This window comes from Pseudonocardia endophytica (genome assembly GCF_004339565.1).
Lineage (GTDB): Bacteria > Actinomycetota > Actinomycetes > Mycobacteriales > Pseudonocardiaceae > Pseudonocardia > Pseudonocardia endophytica.
The window spans coordinates 48,863-65,773 of the sequence record NZ_SMFZ01000001.1 but is presented as its reverse complement, the minus strand read 5'-3'; the positions used below and the strand labels follow the sequence as shown (position 1 = coordinate 65,773).

15 protein-coding genes are annotated in these 16,911 nt (G+C 73.9%); 11 read left to right on the top strand and 4 right to left on the bottom strand.

Going from position 1 to position 16,911, the window contains the following annotated elements; all coding sequences use genetic code 11:
* The first annotated feature begins 46 nt into the window (after positions 1–46).
* The 7 genes from speD to EV378_RS00270 all read left to right on the top strand — a co-directional run bounded on the left by speD (position 47) and on the right by EV378_RS00270 (position 7,825).
* Complete coding sequence (gene speD / locus EV378_RS00300; RefSeq protein WP_341540402.1) at positions 47–1,363, top strand: adenosylmethionine decarboxylase; 1,317 nt, start codon at positions 47–49, stop codon at positions 1,361–1,363.
* Positions 1,360–1,914 carry a hypothetical protein gene (locus EV378_RS00295; protein WP_132420697.1) on the top strand — a complete coding sequence of 185 codons (555 nt, stop codon included), beginning with the start codon at positions 1,360–1,362 and terminating at the stop codon, positions 1,912–1,914. The genes speD and EV378_RS00295 overlap by 4 nt, the downstream gene beginning before the upstream one ends.
* A gap of 62 nt (positions 1,915–1,976) precedes the next feature.
* The gene (locus tag EV378_RS00290) at positions 1,977–2,936 is read left to right on the top strand and encodes an SGNH/GDSL hydrolase family protein (protein WP_132420695.1); all 960 of its coding nucleotides are present in this window, start codon (positions 1,977–1,979) and stop codon (positions 2,934–2,936) included.
* 41 nt (positions 2,937–2,977) lie between these two features.
* On the top strand, positions 2,978–5,413 hold the full coding sequence (locus EV378_RS00285) for an FUSC family protein (RefSeq protein WP_132420693.1): 2,436 nt from the start codon (positions 2,978–2,980) through the stop codon (positions 5,411–5,413).
* Positions 5,414–5,427: 14 nt separating this feature from the next.
* Positions 5,428–6,165 (top strand): enoyl-CoA hydratase, encoded by a 738-nt coding sequence (locus EV378_RS00280; protein WP_132420691.1) that lies wholly within the window; start codon positions 5,428–5,430, stop codon positions 6,163–6,165.
* Between the two features lie 392 nt (positions 6,166–6,557).
* Positions 6,558–6,899: a BlaI/MecI/CopY family transcriptional regulator gene (locus EV378_RS00275; RefSeq protein WP_132420689.1), complete on the top strand. Its 342-nt coding sequence runs from the start codon at positions 6,558–6,560 to the stop codon at positions 6,897–6,899.
* Between the two features lie 23 nt (positions 6,900–6,922).
* Complete coding sequence (locus EV378_RS00270) at positions 6,923–7,825, top strand: M56 family metallopeptidase (RefSeq protein ID WP_132420687.1); 903 nt, start codon at positions 6,923–6,925, stop codon at positions 7,823–7,825.
* Between the two features lie 113 nt (positions 7,826–7,938).
* On the opposite strand, the gene EV378_RS00265 is transcribed toward EV378_RS00270, so the two are convergent.
* The gene (locus tag EV378_RS00265) at positions 7,939–8,643 is read right to left on the bottom strand and encodes an SDR family oxidoreductase (protein WP_132420685.1); all 705 of its coding nucleotides are present in this window, start codon (positions 8,641–8,643) and stop codon (positions 7,939–7,941) included.
* A gap of 55 nt (positions 8,644–8,698) precedes the next feature.
* Between EV378_RS00265 and EV378_RS00260 the strand changes: the two genes are divergently transcribed.
* The 3 genes from EV378_RS00260 to EV378_RS00250 all read left to right on the top strand — a co-directional run bounded on the left by EV378_RS00260 (position 8,699) and on the right by EV378_RS00250 (position 12,582).
* A complete protein-coding gene (locus EV378_RS00260; protein ID WP_243653194.1) occupies positions 8,699–9,151 on the top strand; it encodes a MerR family transcriptional regulator in 453 nt (150 codons plus the stop codon).
* Between the two features lie 82 nt (positions 9,152–9,233).
* Positions 9,234–10,631: an ATP-binding protein gene (locus tag EV378_RS00255; RefSeq protein ID WP_132420683.1), complete on the top strand. Its 1,398-nt coding sequence runs from the start codon at positions 9,234–9,236 to the stop codon at positions 10,629–10,631.
* Positions 10,624–12,582: a vWA domain-containing protein gene (locus EV378_RS00250; protein ID WP_132420681.1), complete on the top strand. Its 1,959-nt coding sequence runs from the start codon at positions 10,624–10,626 to the stop codon at positions 12,580–12,582. The genes EV378_RS00255 and EV378_RS00250 overlap by 8 nt, the downstream gene beginning before the upstream one ends.
* Positions 12,583–12,763: 181 nt before the next feature.
* On the opposite strand, the gene EV378_RS00245 is transcribed toward EV378_RS00250, so the two are convergent.
* The 3 genes from EV378_RS00245 to EV378_RS00235 all read right to left on the bottom strand — a co-directional run bounded on the left by EV378_RS00245 (position 12,764) and on the right by EV378_RS00235 (position 15,568).
* Positions 12,764–13,633, bottom strand: a complete 870-nt coding sequence (locus tag EV378_RS00245) for an NAD(P)H-binding protein (RefSeq protein ID WP_132420679.1) — start codon at positions 13,631–13,633, stop codon at positions 12,764–12,766.
* A gap of 349 nt (positions 13,634–13,982) precedes the next feature.
* Complete coding sequence (locus EV378_RS00240) at positions 13,983–14,810, bottom strand: hypothetical protein (protein ID WP_132420677.1); 828 nt, start codon at positions 14,808–14,810, stop codon at positions 13,983–13,985.
* Positions 14,798–15,568 carry a transporter substrate-binding domain-containing protein gene (locus tag EV378_RS00235; RefSeq protein ID WP_132420675.1) on the bottom strand — a complete coding sequence of 257 codons (771 nt, stop codon included), beginning with the start codon at positions 15,566–15,568 and terminating at the stop codon, positions 14,798–14,800. The genes EV378_RS00240 and EV378_RS00235 overlap by 13 nt, the downstream gene beginning before the upstream one ends.
* 717 nt (positions 15,569–16,285) lie before the next feature.
* Here EV378_RS00235 and EV378_RS00230 point away from each other — a divergent pair.
* Complete coding sequence (locus tag EV378_RS00230; RefSeq protein WP_132420673.1) at positions 16,286–16,903, top strand: helix-turn-helix domain-containing protein; 618 nt, start codon at positions 16,286–16,288, stop codon at positions 16,901–16,903.
* Positions 16,904–16,911: the final 8 nt, after the last annotated feature.

Genomic DNA, 16,911 nt, shown 5'->3' with positions numbered 1-16,911 from the left:
GCCGGGCGACGGGACACGTCCGACGTCGACGGTTACGGTTTCAGACGTGTCACCGTCTCCTTCCGCCCCGATCACCGAGGGTCACCCCGCGCAGGTCGCGGGGGGCCATCCCGCCGACGCTCCGTCCCCGGAGAAGGCGCTCCCGCTGTCCTCCCATCCAGTGGGACGGCATGTGCTGGCCGAGCTCGGCGGCATCGATCCGGAACGGCTGGACGACGCGGAACTGCTGCGGGCCGCGCTGAGCGAGTCACTGGTCGGGGCCGGGGCGCAGGTCCGCCAGATCGTGACCGAGCGGTTCAGCCCGCAGGGCGCGACCGTCGTGGCGGTGCTCGCCGAGTCGCACGCGTCCGTACACACCTGGCCGGAGCTGGGCGGCATGCACGTCGACGTGTTCACCTGCGGCGACGCGGCCGACCCGGTCGCCGCCGTGCACGACCTCGCCCGCCGGATGGGCGCGACCGAGACGTCCCTGCAGGTCGTGGACCGCGGCGGCATCCCGCGCACGGTCACGGAGCCGATCTCGGAGGGCCTGACCCGCACCTGGCGCCTGGGCCCCGTCCACACGAGCGCGGACACCGGATTCCAGCGCGTCGTCGTCGCGGACACCGCGCACGGCGTCACCCTGTTCTGCGACGACGAGCGGCAGAGCACCGAGCAGACCCAGCTCACCTACCACGAGGCCCTGGTCTGGCCGGGTGCGCTGCTGACCAGGCGCCTGGACCGGGTGCTGATCATCGGGTCCAGCGAGGGCGTGGCGAGCGAGATGGCCGTCGAGGCGGGCGCCACGCACGTCGACCATGTCGACATCGACACCGAATGCGTCCGGATCTGCGCGGAGCACCTGCCCTACGGCTACACGCCGGCGTCGCTGGCCGCGGCCGAGCGCGGCGACGGTCCGGTGCACCTGACCTACACCGACGGCAGGCAGTTCGTCCTGGACTCCGACGAGCGGTGGGACCTGATCATCGTCGACCTGCCCGACGAGCGTCCGGACGAGCCGGACGCGCAGATCAACCGGCTCTACGAGCAGGAGTTCGTGCAGGCGTGCGCGGACCGGGTGACCGACGGCGGCGTCGTCGTGTTCCAGGCCGGGAGCCCGGCCGTCTGGCGGGACGCCACCCTGAAGTCGGCCTGGACGCGGTTCGACGCCGTGTTCGGCGCGACCGGCGGCCGCGCGGTCTACATCGGGTGCGAGGAGCACGAGTGGGCGTTCCTCGCCGGGACGCCGAGCGACCCGGGGGAGCCGGGCGAGGTCGCCGCGACCCGGCTCGCGTCGATGCCCGCGCGCCCGGAGACGATCGACGAGACGAGCCTTCGCCACCGGCTCGTCGCGCCGTTGTCGCTGCGCCGGCTCACCGGGTGAGGGCAGCGGTCGTCCCGCTGCTGGCGCTCGTCGCCGTGCCCGCGGCCGTCGCCGCCCGCCTCGGTTCCGACGGCGGCGGTGTGTTCGCCGCGGCGTGGTCGGTCGCGGTGGTGCTCGGTGTACTGGTGGCGGTCGTCGTGTGGCGCTCGGTCCGGACGACCACGTCGGATCTGCGGACCGCCCTCGAACGTGCGCTGCTGCCGGCCGTGCCGCTCGTCGTGGTCGTGCTGATCGGCTCGCCCTGGATCCTGACCGCGTTCGGGCGGCACGCCCGCGACACCGGGGTCGGCTCGCTCGTGCTGCTGGCGCTGGCGACGGTGCCGTTCGCGGTCGTGACGATCGCGTCCCGGTCGGCCGCCGTGGCGGGCAGGCAGGGCGCCGCGCTCGCCTTCCCGGCGGTGGCGCTGGTGGTCGCGCTGGCCCTCGGGTGGGTGTCGATGCCCGTGGTCGGGGTGCTCGGCGCGGCGTTCGCGTGGCTGGCCGGACAGACCGTCGTCGCGGTGTCGGTGCTGCTCAGGACGCGCTCGATGATCACCCAGCCGGTGGCGTAACCGCGGGACGGACCCCTCGTTGAACCGGTGATCGACTCACCGCCGCAGGAGGTCCGTGTCCCGTGCGACGCCCCCGTTCCGCCCAGTGGTTCGCCGTGGCCGCGATGACGCTGCTCGCGTCCGCCGGGACGGGTGCGCTCGCGCCCGCCCAGGCCGAGGCCCCGACGACGCTGGCCACGTCGGCGTCGGCGCGCAACCTGGACACGGCCACCGAGTCCGTCGGCCGCTACGTCGCGCTCGGTGACTCCTACGCGGCCGGGCCGCTGATCCCGTTGCAGACCGGGCAGCCCGCCGGGTGCCTGCGCTCGAACCAGAACTACCCGTCGGTGCTGGCCAACTCGGCGGGCGCCGACGTCGTCGACGTGTCCTGCAGCGGCGCGAAGACCGACGACTTCACCGACCCGCAGCCGGTGCAGCCGGGCCCGAACCCGCCGCAGTTCGACGCGCTGGACGGCTCGGAGAAGCTGGTCACGCTCACCATCGGCGGCAACGACATCGGCTTCGCGGACATCATCCAGCGCTGCGCGACGGTCTCGCCGACGAACCTGGCCGGAGCGGCCTGCCGGGACTCGTTCACCAAGGACGGCGAGGACGAGCTCACCGGGCGGATCGACGGCACCGCGTCGAAGGTGGCCGACGCCCTGGACGAGATCAGGGACAGGGCCCCCGGTGCGCGCGTCGCCGTCGTCGGGTACCCGACGATCCTCCCGGACACCGGCCCCGGCTGCTTCCCGATCGTCCCGTTCAGCGCCGGCGACGTCGCCTACCTGCGCGGCGTCGAGAAGCAGCTGAACGGCATGCTCGAGAAGGAGGCGGCCGACGCGGGCGTCGACTTCGTCGACACCTACACGCCGACGATCGGTCACGACGTCTGCCAGCTGCCGCCCCGCAAGTGGGTGGAGGGCCTGGTCCCGACGTCGCCTGCCGCGCCGGTGCACCCGAACGCCCAGGGCGAGCGGGCGATGGCCGCCGCGCTCGGCGAGGTCGTCGGGGTGCCGGTGGCGCCGCCCGCCGGGAGCTGATCCCGGGCTCCCCGTCGGGCCTACCTGTCAGACTCCTCCCCGTGCGGACGAGGTGGGCCGAGCTGCGGACGTGGGCGGCGTCCGTCGACCCCGGCCTGACCCGGCTGCACCTCGCCTCGGTGGCGACCGCGTCGATGATCGTCGCGGCCGGGCTGATGAGCGTGCTGCGCACGGCGACCGGGCAGCCGGTGACCGTCGTGATGTTCGCCGTCGTACTGGCGATGATCAGCAACCTGGCGGTGAACGAGCCGAAGCTGGCCCGCAGGCGCGTGACCACCGCGCTGATGGTGCTGCCGGCGGCGGCCGCGGCCACCGTGAGCACGCTGCTCGCACCGCACCGGATCCTTGCCGACGCCGTGTTCGTGCTGGTCATGGTCGTGGCGGTGGCGATCCGGCGGTACGGGCCGCGAGGGATGGCGCTCGGCATGGCCGCGTTCATGCCGTTCTTCTTCGTGCTGTTCCTGCAGGCCGGGACCGGCGAGCTGCCGTACCTGCTGTTCGGCGCGGTGCTCGGGATCGGGTCGACGTTCGTCCTGCGCTGCCTCGTGTTCACCGCTCCGCCGGAGAAGGTCGTGGACCGGCTCGTCAGGGCGTTCGAGGCGCGCCTGCACGCGCTCACGCTGTCCGTGCTCGAGGTGCTGGAGTCCGACGAGCCGTCGCCCCCGCTGGACGAGGTCCGCGAGCGGCAGGCGCGACTGAACGAGACGGCACTGCTCGTCGCGGACCGGTTGGACGACATCGACGCCGACGGGCGGCCGGACGCGTCGGCGATGGACGGTCGACCGTCCGACGACACGGAGCCCGAGGGTGCGGGCGGTGGGGCCGGGCTGCGGCAGTGGATCGTGGACTCCGAGCTGGCCGCGGAGCGTCTGGCCGTGGCCACCCGCCGGATGGTGGACCACCACGACCCGCTCGAGGCCGACGACCGCGCGGCACTGGCCGACGGCGTCCGGGCCCTGGTGGCCGCGACGGCCGTCGGCACGCCGCACGCGATGTCCGCCAGCCTGTACGACGCGGCCCGCGGCGCCGTGGACGGGCTCGTGCAACGGCCCGGCGGGGTGGACGCCGCCGCCCGTGTCCAGCGGATCGCGTTCGCCGTGCTCCGGCTCGCCGACGCCGTGCAGACGACCGTCGAGCAGGTGCGGGACCGGCTCGACGAGCAGGGCCCGCCACGCCCCGCCGGCGAGGCGCTCCCGGCGCACGGCAGGCACGAGATCGATCACGACCCGGGCCGCCACGAGCTCGTCGACGACGGTCCCGGCCGGCACGAGGTGCGGCCGGACGACGGGGAGCCGACTCCCGGGGAGCGCGGGCCCGACGAACCGGCCGACGTCGCGAGCGGGCCAGGGCTCTACAACCGCCAGGCCGTGCAGGTCGGCGTCGCGACCAGCCTCGCGATCGTCGCCGGGGAACTGATCTCGCCCGCGCGGTGGTACTGGGCCGTGATCGCGGCGTTCGTCGTGTTCGCCGGCACGTCCAGCCGGGGCGACGTGCTCAGCCGCGGCTGGGCGCGGGTGATCGGAACGGCGGGCGGGCTGGTCGCCGGGATGCTGCTGGCGTTCGTCGTCGACGGCAACCTCGTCGCCAGCCTGCTGCTGCTGTTCGCGTGCGTGTTCCTGGCGCTGTACCTGGTGCGGGTCTCCCAGGCGATGATGGCGTTCTGGATCACCGCGGTGCTCGCGCTGCTGTACGGCGTGATCGGCCAGTTCTCGGTGGCCACGCTCGTGCTGCGCGTGGAGGAGACGGCGGCGGGCGGTGTGCTCGGCATCCTGGCCGCGTACCTGGTGCTGCCGACCCGCTCGCGCACCGCGTTCGGCGAGGCACTCGACGACGCGCTGACCACGACGTCGGACGGCGTGGCCGCCGTCGTGGACCGGGTGCTGCGGCGGCCGGGTGAGGACCCGCTGGAGGTCGCACGCCGGCTCGACACCGAGCTCGGCACCGTCCGGACGCGGGCCCGCCCGTTGGAGCACCCGCTCTCCCGGCGTCCGCTGCGACGCGGGGTGCGGCACACCGTGCGGGTGGTCGGCGGCATGGACCACTACGTGCGGAACCTCGCGGTCACCGTCCGCGCGGTCAACCACCCGGCCTGGGCGTCCACACTGGACCCGGCCGCCCGCAGGGTGCGGGACAACCTGGACGGCCTGCGCCGGATCCTGCTGCGCGGCTACGGCCCCCGGCCCGGCGGCGACGACGGTCCGGAGCCGCGCGTCGAGTCCGCGGAGGAGCTGATCGACGCCGCGGAGGCGGCCGCCTCCGCGGGTGCGGAGGCCGACCGGACCGCGCTGCTCGCCGTCGCCCGCATGCTGCGACGGATCGACCAGCTCGCCGGGGGGCTGGCCCGCGAGCTCACCGGCGGCTCGTGGTCGGAACCGGATCCGGACGAGCCGGCCACGGCGGGCGGCGCCCGCGGCGGCGGTACGGCGGGCAACCCGGTGGGACCGGCCACTCCCCGGGGCGACGGCGGCGCGGGCTGACATAGGCTCCGCCGGTGCTCTCCGTGTCGATGGAGGACGGCGTCGGGCTGATCGAGCTGGACCGTCCGGAACGCCGCAACGCCCTGGACATCGCGACGTGCCGTGCGCTCGTCGACGCCACCGAGCAGGTCCGGACCGTCGGCGCCCGCGCCGTCGTGCTGACCGGGTCGGGGACCAGCTTCTGCTCCGGCGCCGACTTCGGCGAGGTCTACACCGACGGGTTCCGGGACGCGCTCTACGCCGCCCTGCACGCCGTCGCCGACCTGCCGATGCCGGTGCTCGCCGCGGTGAACGGCCCGGCGATCGGTGCCGGGACCCAGCTCGCGATCGCGGCCGACCTGCGGATGGCGGCCCCGACGGCCGTGTTCGGTCTCCCGACGGCACGGCTCGGCCTGGCCGTGGACCCGTGGACGATCCAGCGGCTCGTCCAGGTCGCGGGCGGCGGGACGGCGCGCAGCCTGCTGCTGGCGTGCGCCCAGCTGGACGCCCCGACCGCGCACGCGCGGGGCCTCGCCGACTCGCTGGGGGAGCGGGCCGACGCGCTCGGGCTGGCCGCGGACATCGCGACGATGGCGCCGCTCACGCTCGCGTACAACAAGTCCGCGACGAACGCGTTCGGCCGTGCGGAGGACCCGGACGGCGCGGTCGCCGCGCTGACGGCCGAGTTCGAGCGGTGCTGGGACAGCCAGGACATCCAGGAGGGCCGCACGGCGCGCGCCGAGAAGCGGTCTCCGCAGTTCACCGGGCAGTAGTGCCGCGCCGAGTGTCAGGCGACCCCGTCCGCAGCCATGATCGGCAGACGTGGAGCCGAACGGTCACCGGGCGACGCTTCTGCTCCCGACCCGCCGATCATGGGACAGCCGCCACCCCAGCGCGGGTACGACCGCTCACCGGCTCCGCCCGGTCGTGATCGGCGGAGGTGGAGCGGAACGGTCGCCTGACGACGCTTCCTCTCCGAAACGGCTGATCATCATGCGGGCCACCCGCGGCGCCCCTCGCCACGGGTGGACCTGCTCGAAGGGCGCGGCGCCGGGGCGGCGGGCACGGCACTCCGTCACCGGATCGGCTGCCCTCCGGCACCGACCCGGCTCGACACGGTACTAGGGTTTCTACGCCACGTAGAATGGTGGCGTACGATGGAGGCGTGCCGAGCCTCGGGGAGTTGGAACGTGCCGTCATGGGTGTGCTGTGGGAGGCCACGCACGACCTGACGGCGCGGGACGTCCAGGACGCGCTGGCCGACCGGGAGCTCGCGACGACGACCGTGCTGACCGTGCTCGGCCGTCTGGAGCGCAAACAGCTGGTGCGACGGATCCGGGACGGACGCGCGCACCACTACCGGCCGGTGGCCAGCCGTGAGGATCACGTCGCCGAGCTGATGAGCGACGCGCTCGACGGCGCGTCGGATCGCGGCGCGGCCCTGGCGCGGTTCCTCGGGTCGATGTCCGAGGACGAGCGGAAGAACCTGCGCGACCTGCTGGACTGACCGCCTGCGACGATGATGCAGCGATGGAGCTGACGGCGCTGGGCCTCCTGGTGCTCGGCGTGGCACTCGCCGAGCCGGTCAGCCGTGCCATGGCGCGGGCGGACTGGCCGTCGCGCGACCCCGTCGGTGCGCTGCTGCTGTGGCAGGCGATCGGGCTCTCCGGCGGCATGTCGCTCGTCGGCGCCGGTCTCGCGTTCGGTCTCGCGCCGCTCGGGACGAACGTGCTGGTGGCGGGCGGGGTCGCCCTGACCGAGCTGGGCGCCGGCCGGTTCCCGGAACTCGGCGTGGTGCACCTGCTGGCGCTGGTGGTCGCTCTGGTCATGCTCGGCCGTCTGCTGTTCGTCCTGGTCACGACGACGCTGCGGACGCTGCGCACCCGCCGTCGGCACCGCGATCTGCTCGACGTGCTCGCCACGCCGTGGCCGGCCGCCCCCGGTACCCGCGTGCTCGACCACCCGGTGCCGGTCGCCTACTGCCTGCCCGGTCGCGGCTCCCGGCTGGTCGTGTCGGCCGGCGTGCTGGACCGTCTCGACACGGCGGGGGTGCGCGCCGTGCTCGCCCACGAGCGGGCCCATCTGTCCGAGCGCCACGACCTCGTGGTGCTCCCGTTCGTGGCGTGGGGCGCGACGGCGCCGTTCGTGCGCGGGATGGTCTGCGCCCAGCTCGCCGTCGCACGGCTGATCGAGATGCGCGCCGACGACGTCGGGCGGGACCGCTGCGACGGCGCCGAGCTCGTCCGGGCCCTGAAGACGGTCGGCGGGTCCGCGCCGGCCGCGGCGCTGAGCTCGTTCACCGATGCCCTGGACGCGCGGATCGCGCGGATCACGGCGCCGCCGTCGTCGCCATCGAGGGCGTCCCGGGTGCTCGTCCGCGCCGGCTCGATCGTGCTGATCGCCGCCCCGCTCGTCGCGCTGCTGCTGCCCTGACCCCTCCGTCACGTGCCGCACCCCGCACCGGCGTGCCGCACCCGTCGCAACCGGTGCGGCACGCCGAGAAGGGGTGCGGCACCGGGATCGTCAGCGGGGCGTACCCGCCGGGGTCACCACGGCACGGTGCGCCCGAGGTAGTCGAGGTACTCGACGCCGGGCCGGTCCCGCTTGGCGAGCAGGACGTCCACCAGCTTCGGGATGCTCTCGTCGATCGTGAGCCGGGCGCCCGGCCCGCCCAGCTCCGTGCGCACCCAGCCGGGCGCCATCAGCGCGAACGCGCGTCCGGTGTCGGCCTGTCGTGCGGCGAAGCTGCGGAGGTACATGTTCAGTGCGGCCTTGCTGCCGCGGTAGACCTCGCGCTGCCCGGTGGTGTTGTTCGTGATGCTGCCCTGCCCGGACGACATGGCGCCGATCAGGCCGGCCGGCGTCACGAGGTCCTGCAGCCGCTCGATCACGCGCATCGGGCCCAGCGCGTTGGTGACCATGACGGTGACGAAGTCCTCGGTGGACACGTCGCCGATCAGGGTGCTCTCGTCGTTGGTGGTCCCGGCGTTCACGAACAGGATCTCGAACCGCCTGCCGGACAGGCGCTCGCGCAGGGCGGCGATCCGGTCCGGCTCGGTGATGTCCAGCGTCTCGACGCCGACCCGGCCCGGGTGGGCGTCGGCGAGGTCGTGCAGCGCGGTTCGGGCGGTACCGCGGACCGTGCCGACGACGTTCCACCCCCTCTCCAGGAACTCGGCGGCCATGGCGTGGCCGAGTCCCCGGGACGCTCCGACGATCAGGATCTCGGGATCGCTCCGTGTGGTCGTCATGCTCAGGACGCTACGATCCGGAGCGCACTCCAGATCAAGCGCGAGGAGTCCCGTCGTGACGCTGGACACCGGGAGGTCCCCGAAGTGGGTGCCCGCCCCCGAGCGCGGGCTCGCGATCGCCGAGGCGGCCCGGTACAGCGGCGTCACGGTCGACACGCTGCGGTACTACGAGCGGGCCGGGCTGATGCCGACGGCGCCGTCGCGGACCGGCGGCGGCACCCGTCGCTACCACGACGCGGACCTCGACTGGATCCGGGTGATCACCAAGCTGCGCGCGACCGGGATGTCGATCGGGCTCATCCGGCGCTACGCGGAGCTCGTCGGTGCCGGCGAGGGCAACGAGGACGAGCGGCTCGAGCTGCTGGAGTCGCACCGCGCGGACGTGGTCGCCCAGCTGGAGACGCTCACCGAGAACCTCCGGCTGATCGACCGCAAGATCGACAAGTACCGCGGCCGGGTCGTCGAGGGCGACGCGGACCGGCTGTGGTCGATCCCGCGGGACGCCTGACGGCACGGCGGGCGTGAACACCGTGTGACGGCGTCGGTTCGACGGCGCGCCGGTGCGATCCCTCGGGCGTAGCGTGGTCGTCGTGCCCGTCACACCTACCGAACTTCCCCGCACCCTCGGCGCCCTGCGCGAGTCCGGCCACGAGCTGCGGGGCGTGAAGCACGAGATCCGCGACAACCTTCTGGCGGCCCTGCGCGAGGGCCGCGACCCCTGGCCCGGCATCGTCGGGTTCTCCGACACCGTCGTCCCGCAGCTGGAGCGGGCCCTGATCGCCGGCCACGACGTCGTCCTGCTGGGCGAGCGCGGCCAGGGCAAGACCCGCCTGCTGCGCTCCCTGGGCAACCTGCTCGACGAATGGGCCCCCGTCATCGAGGGCTCCGAGATCGGCGAGCACCCGTACGAGCCGATCACCCCGGCCTCGCGCCGGCGGGCCGACGAGCTCGGTGGCGCCCTGCCGGTCGGCTGGGTGCACCGCTCCGAGCGCTACACCGAGAAGCTGGCGACGCCGGACACGGCGGTCGCCGACCTGATCGGCGACGTCGACCCGGTCAAGGTCGCCGAGGGACGGTCCCTCGGCGACCCCGAGACGATCCACTTCGGACTGGTCCCGCGGGCGCACCGCGGGATCGTCGCGATCAACGAGCTGCCCGACCTGGCCGAACGCATCCAGGTCGCGCTGCTCAACGTGATGGAGGAGCGCGACATCCAGGTCCGCGGCTACACGCTGCGGCTGCCGCTGGACGTGCTGCTCGTCGCCAGCGCGAACCCGGAGGACTACACGAACCGCGGGCGGATCATCACGCCGCTCAAGGACCGGTTCGGCGCCGAGGTCCGCACGCACTACCCGCTGGAGCTCGCGCCCGAGGTCGCGCTGGTACAGCAGGAGGCCGACCTGGCCGCGGAGGTCCCGCGGCACCTGATCGAGGTCGTCGCCCGCTTCACCCGGCACCTGCGCGAGTCGTCGGCGATCGACCAGGGCTCCGGCGTGTCCGCGCGGTTCGCCGTGGCCGCCGCCGAGACCGTCGCCGCCGCGGCGTTGCGCCGTGCCGCGATCACGGGCGAGGAGCGGGCGTTCGCACGGCCGGTCGACCTGGAGTCCGTGCCGTCGGTGCTGCGCGGCAAGCTCGAGTTCGCCTCCGGCGAGGAGGGGCGCGAGGACGAGGTGCTGGAGCACCTGCTGCGCCGTGCCACCGCTGACACCGCGCGGTTCGCGCTGCGCGGCGTCGACCTCGACGACCTCGTCGAGAAGGTCGGCACGCACCCGGTGAGGACCGGCGAGCGGATCCCGGCGAAGGACGTCGTGGCAGGCCTGCCGAAGGTGGCCGCACTGACCGAGATCGCCGCCAAGCTCGGAGCGTCCGGCACCGAGGACCCTGGCCCGATGGCCTCGGCAGCCGAGCTCGCGCTGGAGTACCTGTTCCTCACGCGCAAGCTGGCGAAGGACTCCTCCGACGACGGGGACACGGTGTCCTATGGCTGATCCCCGGCGCAGGAGGCTGCGCTACGCGTACGGCCCGTACGCCGGCGGCCCGGATCCGCTCGCCCCGCCGTACGACATCCGCGAGGCGATGGACCAGATCGGCCGCGACGTGATGGAGGGCTCCTCGCCGCGCCAGGCGCTGCAGGAGCTGCTCCGCCGGGGGATGGAAGGCCGCAACGGGCTCGACGAGCTGACCCGCCAGGTGTGGGAGCGTCGTCGGGACCTGCAGCGCGACAACCGTCTCGACGGCACGCTCCAGCAGGTCCGCGAGCTGCTGGAACGTGCGACGGAGGCCGAGCGGGAGGCGCTGCGCAACGAGGACTCCGACGACGCCCGGTTCCGGGAGATGCAGCTCGACGCGCTGCCGAACGACACCGGCGGCCAGGTCCGGGAGCTGAACGAGTACGACTGGCGCTCCTCGGACGCCCGCGAGGCCTACGAGGAGATCCGGGACCTGCTCGGCCGGGAGATGCTCGACCAGCGTTTCGAGGGCATGAAGCAGGCGATGGAGAACGCCTCGCCGGAGGACGTCGAGCGCATCAGGGAGATGCTCGACGACCTCAACGACCTGCTCGCGAACCACGCCCAGGGCCAGGACACGACCGAGCAGTTCGGCGAGTTCATGCGCAAGCATGGTGAGCACTTCCCGGAGAACCCGCAGAACACAGAGGAGCTGGTCGACCTGCTCGCGGCCCGTGCCGCGGCCGCCCAGCGGATGATGAACTCGATGTCCGCCGAGCAGCGGGCCGAGCTGATGGAGCTCGCCCAGCAGGCGTTCGGGGACCCCCGCCTCGCGCAGTCGCTGCAGCAGCTCGACGCCCAGCTGCAGGGTCTGCGCCCCGGCGAGGACTGGCAGGGCCAGGGCCGCTTCCGCGGTGACAACCCGATGGGCATGGGTGAGGCCACCCGGGCGATGGAGGAGCTCGGCCAGCTCGACAACCTGGCCGAGCAGCTCGCGCAGAGCTATCCCGGAGCGCGGATGGAGGACATCGACCTCGACGCGCTCGCCGAGATGCTCGGCCCGGAGGCTGCGGCCAGTGCCCGGACGCTGGCCGAGCTGGAGCGGGAGCTGCAGCGTCAGGGCCTGTTCGAGCGGGCCGCCGACGGATCGCTGCTGCTCTCGCCGAAGGCGCTGCGCACGCTCGGGCAGTCCGTGCTGCGCGACGTCGCGGACCGGATCGGCGGTCGCCAGGGGGAGCGGGAGACCCGGAGGGCCGGCGCGGCGGGGGAGGCGAACGGGGCGACCCGGCCGTGGGAGTTCGGGGACACCGAGGCCTGGTCGGTGCCGCGGACGCTGCTCAACGCCCAGCTGCGACGGGCCGGGGGTGACGCACGCGCGCTCGACGTCTCGGACGTCGAGATCGTGGAGACCGAGCAGCGCACCCGCGCCGCGGTGGCGTTGCTGGTGGACACGTCGTGGTCGATGGTGGCCGAGGGCCGGTGGGTGCCGATGAAGCGCACCGCACTCGCGCTGCACCAGCTGATCTCGACCCGGTTCCGCGGCGACGACCTGTCGCTGATCACGTTCGGGCGGCACGCACAGACCGTCGAGCTCGGGCAGCTGGTCGGCATGGAGGGCGTGTACATGCAGGGCACGAACCTGCACCACGCCCTGCTGCTGGCCCAGCAGCGCCTGGCCCGCCAGCCGGACGCGATGCCCGTCGTGCTCGTCGTGACCGACGGGGAGCCGACGGCGCACCTGGAGCGCGACGGGGAGGCGTTCTTCGACTACCCGCCCGCCCCGCACACGATCCGCAACACGATCGACGGCATCGACCGCCTGACCGGGATGGACGCGCAGTTCACGTTCTTCGTGCTCGGCGACGACCCGGGCCTGGCGGCGTTCATGGACCGGGTCGCCCGCCGGTGCGGGGGGCGGGTCGTGAACCCGAGCCTGGACGGTCTCGGCGCCGAGGTCGTGTCGGACTACCTGCGCAAGCGCCGGCGCTGACCCGCCGTACGGCGGCCCCCTGTCATCGGGGGCCGCCGTACGCGGCGACCAGGTCCGCGACGGCGATCGGCGTGGCGAGCTCGGCGGTGACGTCCTGCCGGTTCATGGAGGGCTCCTCGACCGGTGGGGTTCTGCCGGGGGACGGAGCCGCCTGCGCGCGCTGCTCATCGAATGACGCAGATCACAGGGCGGCGAGATGCGCGTGCGCCCACGCGCCGAGCGTCGTCGGGGTGGTGGTCGTGACGTCCCGCGGGTCCTCCGCGACGAACCCGTCGGACAGGCCCTCCCACATCCCGGCCACGGCGTCGACGTGCGGCGGCGCCAGGCCCGCGGCGCTCAGTCCCGCCCGGAAGTCGGCACCGGAGATCCGCACGACCTCGACCGTGCGGCCCGTCGCCCCGCCGATGATCGTCCCGGCCTCGGCGAACGTCAGGGCATCCGGGCCGTGCACCGCCTGCACCCTCCGTCCGTGCCCGGGGCCGGCGAGCAGCCGTGCGGCGGCGACGTCCCCGATGTCACGCGGGTCCACCCACGCCATCGGCAGGTCGAGCGGCCACGGCGTGGGCAGCGTCGCGTTCCGCAGGTCGTCGGCCTGCAGGAGCAGGTTCGTGAAGAAGAAGCCGGCGCGCAGGTGCAGGACGTCCGCTCCGGTCGCGTCCAGCGCCTCCTCGGTCCGGCCGAGCCCGTCGATGTCGCCCGCGCCGTGCCGCTTCTCGGCTCCGACGCTGCTCAGGAACACCGTGAACCCGATCCCGTTCGCGGTGACCGCCTCCGCGACGGCGGCGGCGGCCCGCGCATGCTGTTCCATCGGATCCGCGTCCGGCGGCGCGGGTGGGTTGACCCAGAACAACCGGTCCGCCCCGCGTGTCGCCTCCCGCACGGCGCCCGCGTCGGTCTGGTCGGCCCTCACGGTCTCGACCCGGTCTCGCAACTCCGGGTCCAGCCGTGCCGGGTCACGCAACAGCGCCACCGGGCGGACACCGGCCTGTACCAGCAGGTGCAGGACCCGGGATCCCACATGTCCGGTCGGTGTGGTCACGACGATCCGCACGAAGACCTCCTCGCATCGGGTGCGGTTCGTCCGGAGTGTGCACCCGACCCCCGACACTCTCGGCCCGCCGCGGCGCTCGCCCGTTGGCTCTCGCCCGGGGGTGATCGGCGGGATCGGTCGGATCGCGCCACCGGTGTCGCCGGGGCGCCACCTGCGTCGATCCCGGGGTACGGGCGAGGCGAGCCCATGATCGGCGGGACCGGCTGTACCGCGCCATCGGTGTCGCTCCGGTGCCGGTTCCGCCGATCATGGAGAGCGTGCGGGTGGTGACGCCTCGACGGTCATGACCGTGATCGGCCACTGAGGAGGAACCCGGCCGCTGGTGGCCGCCCTGCTCCGCACTCGCCGATCACGCCGCGGGATCAGCGGGTGCCAGCGCCCGCTCGCGCATCCGGAGGGTCTCCACCAGTTGCGGGAGCCCTCCGTCGGCCATCTCCGCTGCGTACCGGCGGAAGAACTCGACGTGCACACCGACCAGGTGCTGACGGAGCAGCTCGGCGGCCGCGGACCCGTCGTCGATCCCGGCCGTCCGCCACCGCGTCGCCTCTCGCGCGAGCGCCGGGTGCGCGCCGTGGTCGGCGTACCAGGCGGCCGCGTCGTCGTTCCGGCCGATCCTGCCCGTGGCCAGCGTGTACAGGAACCGGATCGGGAACAGGACGGCCTTCGTCACCGGGCGCGGTCCCTCCCGCACGAGCAGGTCCGCGCGGCGAAGGCGGGCGAGGTAGGCGTCGTCGAACTTCTCGCACGCGAACTCCGCGCCCTCCCGCACGAGCTCCGCCGCCGTCGGGCGATGCGCCGGCTCGCGGGAGTCCGTGCCGAACAGCAGGACGCCACTGTCCAGGAGGTCGAGCCGGTCGATCGCGGGCAGCCGGTCGTGCTCGCCGGGGCCGTCGCGGACACCACGCGGATCCGACCAGAAGATCGACAGTCGTTCGGCGAGATCCGAGGGCGACCGGGCGATCGTCCGGTCCCGCACGGTCGCGATCGAGGAGGCGGTCCCGGCGTCCACGCGGTCCAGGACGAGAGCCAGGTCGACGTCGCTGACCAGCGGTGCGAAGCCACCGTGCGCCAGGCTGCCGATCGCGAACGCGGCCTCCAGCCGGTCCCCGAGAACGTCCCGGGCGACCTCGACCGCCGCGTGCAGCACGCGGTCGCCGCCGTCGGTCACCCCAGCCACGGCGTCGCGAACCTCTGCCAGGTGCCGTCGTCGAGCGCGCGGCGCAGCCACGTGTTCACCCGCTCGACGAATGCCGGGTCCCCTGCGGGAAGCAGGTAGGCCTTCTCGGACTCGGTGAACGGCTGGTCGGGGTGCACGGCGCACAGCACGCCGGGCCGTTGCGCCGCCTGCCAGCGCGCCTCGATCGCGTCGGTGACCATGACGTCCGCCCGGCCGTCGACGAGCGTGTCGTGGATCGTCGCGTTGTCCGGGTACTCGACGAGCGTGGAGCGGGTCAGCCGCTCCTTCGCGAACCGCTCGTTCGTCCCGCCCGGATTGACGACCGCGCGCACCCCGGGCCGGTCGATGTCCTCGACCGTCGAGTACCGCGCGACGTCCGGGCAGCGCACGATCGGCGACTTGCCGTCGGACAGGTAGGGCATCGTGAACGCGCCCCTCGCGGCACGGTCCGGCGTCACCGACACCCCGCCGACGGCGATGTCGCAGCGCCCGGCCGTGACGTCGTCGAGCAGCGTCGACCACGTCGTCGGCACCATCACCGGCCGGAGGCCGAGATCGCGCGCCAGGTCGTGGGCCATGTCGACGTCGATGCCGGACCACGTGCCGTCGGCCGCCCGGGAGGTGAGTGGTCGGTAGTCGCCGGTCGAACAGATCCGCAGCTCGTCGGCCAGCTTGATCCGGTCCGGCACCGAGGGACCCGCGCCGCACCCCGCGAGCAGGCACGCGGCCGCCACGAACACCGGTCCCCACCACCGCATGCCGACGGACCCTAGCCGACCGGCGGGAAGCGCACTGATCGCGAGAACGCGCATCGGTTGGGTGGACGCAGGCGCCCGGACGCGCGCGAACTCCGGTCGGGTGCGCGTCGTCCGGATCACAGCGCGTTCTCGGTGCTGGACCGGCGGATCGCGGCGGACGCCTTCCGGCCCGCCGTCGCGCGCTGATCTGCCGAACGCGCTCTGGTTGGGCGGACGCGCGTGCCCGGGCGTGGGCGTACTCCGGTCGCGTGCGCGTGGTCCGGATCAGGGCGCGTGCCCGGCGCCGGGCCGGCGGATCGCGGCGGACGCCTTCCGGTCCGCCGTCGCGCGCTGATCTGCCGAACGCGCGCTGACCTGCCGAACGCGCTCTGGTTGGGCGGACGCGCGTGCCCGGGCGTGGGCGTACTCCGGTCGGGTGCGCGTGGTCCGGATCAGGGCGCGTTTCCGGCGTCGGGCCGGCGGTTCGGGTCAGACGTTCCCGGCGGACGCATGCCGGCCCCCGGACGCGCGCTGATCCGCCGAACGCGCTCCTGTTCGGCGGACGCGCGTGCCCGGGCGTGGGCGTACTCCGGTCGCGTGCGCGTGGTCCGGATCAGAGCGCGTTCCCGGCGTCGGTGCGCGTTCCCGGATCGGAGCGCGTTCTCCGCCACCCACGCGGGCGCCGGATCACAGCGCGGATCAGATCGCGATAGTGGCAAGCGGTAGTGCTGTTCTGGCATGATCGACGTCGTGACGGACGATCTCGACGCGGTCCTCGACGCCGTCGGACCACGCCTGCGTGCTCGCCGCCGCACGCGCGGGCTGACGCTGGCCGAGGTGTCCGGCACGACCGGGATCTCGGAGAGCACGCTCTCCCGCCTGGAGAGCGGAGGACGGCGCGCCACACTGGAGTTGCTGCTGCCGCTGGCCCGGACGTACGGGGTGCCGCTGGACGACCTCGTCGGCGCGCCCCAGACCGGTGACCCGCGCGTGCACCTGCGTCCGGTCCAGCGCGGGGGGCGGACGTTCGTGCCGCTCACCCGCCGTCCGGGCGGCATGCAGGCGTACAAGATGATCATCCCGCCGACGCGTCGCGGCGAGACGAGGGAACCGGACCCGCAGAGCCACGAGGGCTACGAGTGGCTCTACGTGATGAACGGCCGCCTGCGGCTCGTGCTCGGTGACCGGGACATCGAGCTCACACCGGGGGAGGCCGCCGAGTTCGACACGCACGTCCCGCACTGGATGGGCGCCACCGCCGACGCGACCGACCCCGTCGAACTCCTGATCCTGTTCGGACGTCAGGGGGAGCGCGCCCACGTGCGGGCGCGGGGTGCGGGCTCCCGGGAGGAGTGAGTCACCCC

What these genes read in the sequence shown, in the direction of transcription:
- EV378_RS00270 (WP_132420687.1), top strand. Translation starts at nt 6,923, where the DNA reads ATGGAGCTGACGGCGCTGGGCCTCCTGGTGCTCGGCGTGGCACTCGCC.
- EV378_RS00265 (WP_132420685.1), bottom strand. Translation starts at nt 8,643, where the DNA reads ATGACGACCACACGGAGCGATCCCGAGATCCTGATCGTCGGAGCGTCC.
- EV378_RS00250 (WP_132420681.1), top strand. Translation starts at nt 10,624, where the DNA reads ATGGCTGATCCCCGGCGCAGGAGGCTGCGCTACGCGTACGGCCCGTAC.
- EV378_RS00235 (WP_132420675.1), bottom strand. Translation starts at nt 15,568, where the DNA reads ATGCGGTGGTGGGGACCGGTGTTCGTGGCGGCCGCGTGCCTGCTCGCG.
- EV378_RS00230 (WP_132420673.1), top strand. Translation starts at nt 16,286, where the DNA reads ATGATCGACGTCGTGACGGACGATCTCGACGCGGTCCTCGACGCCGTC.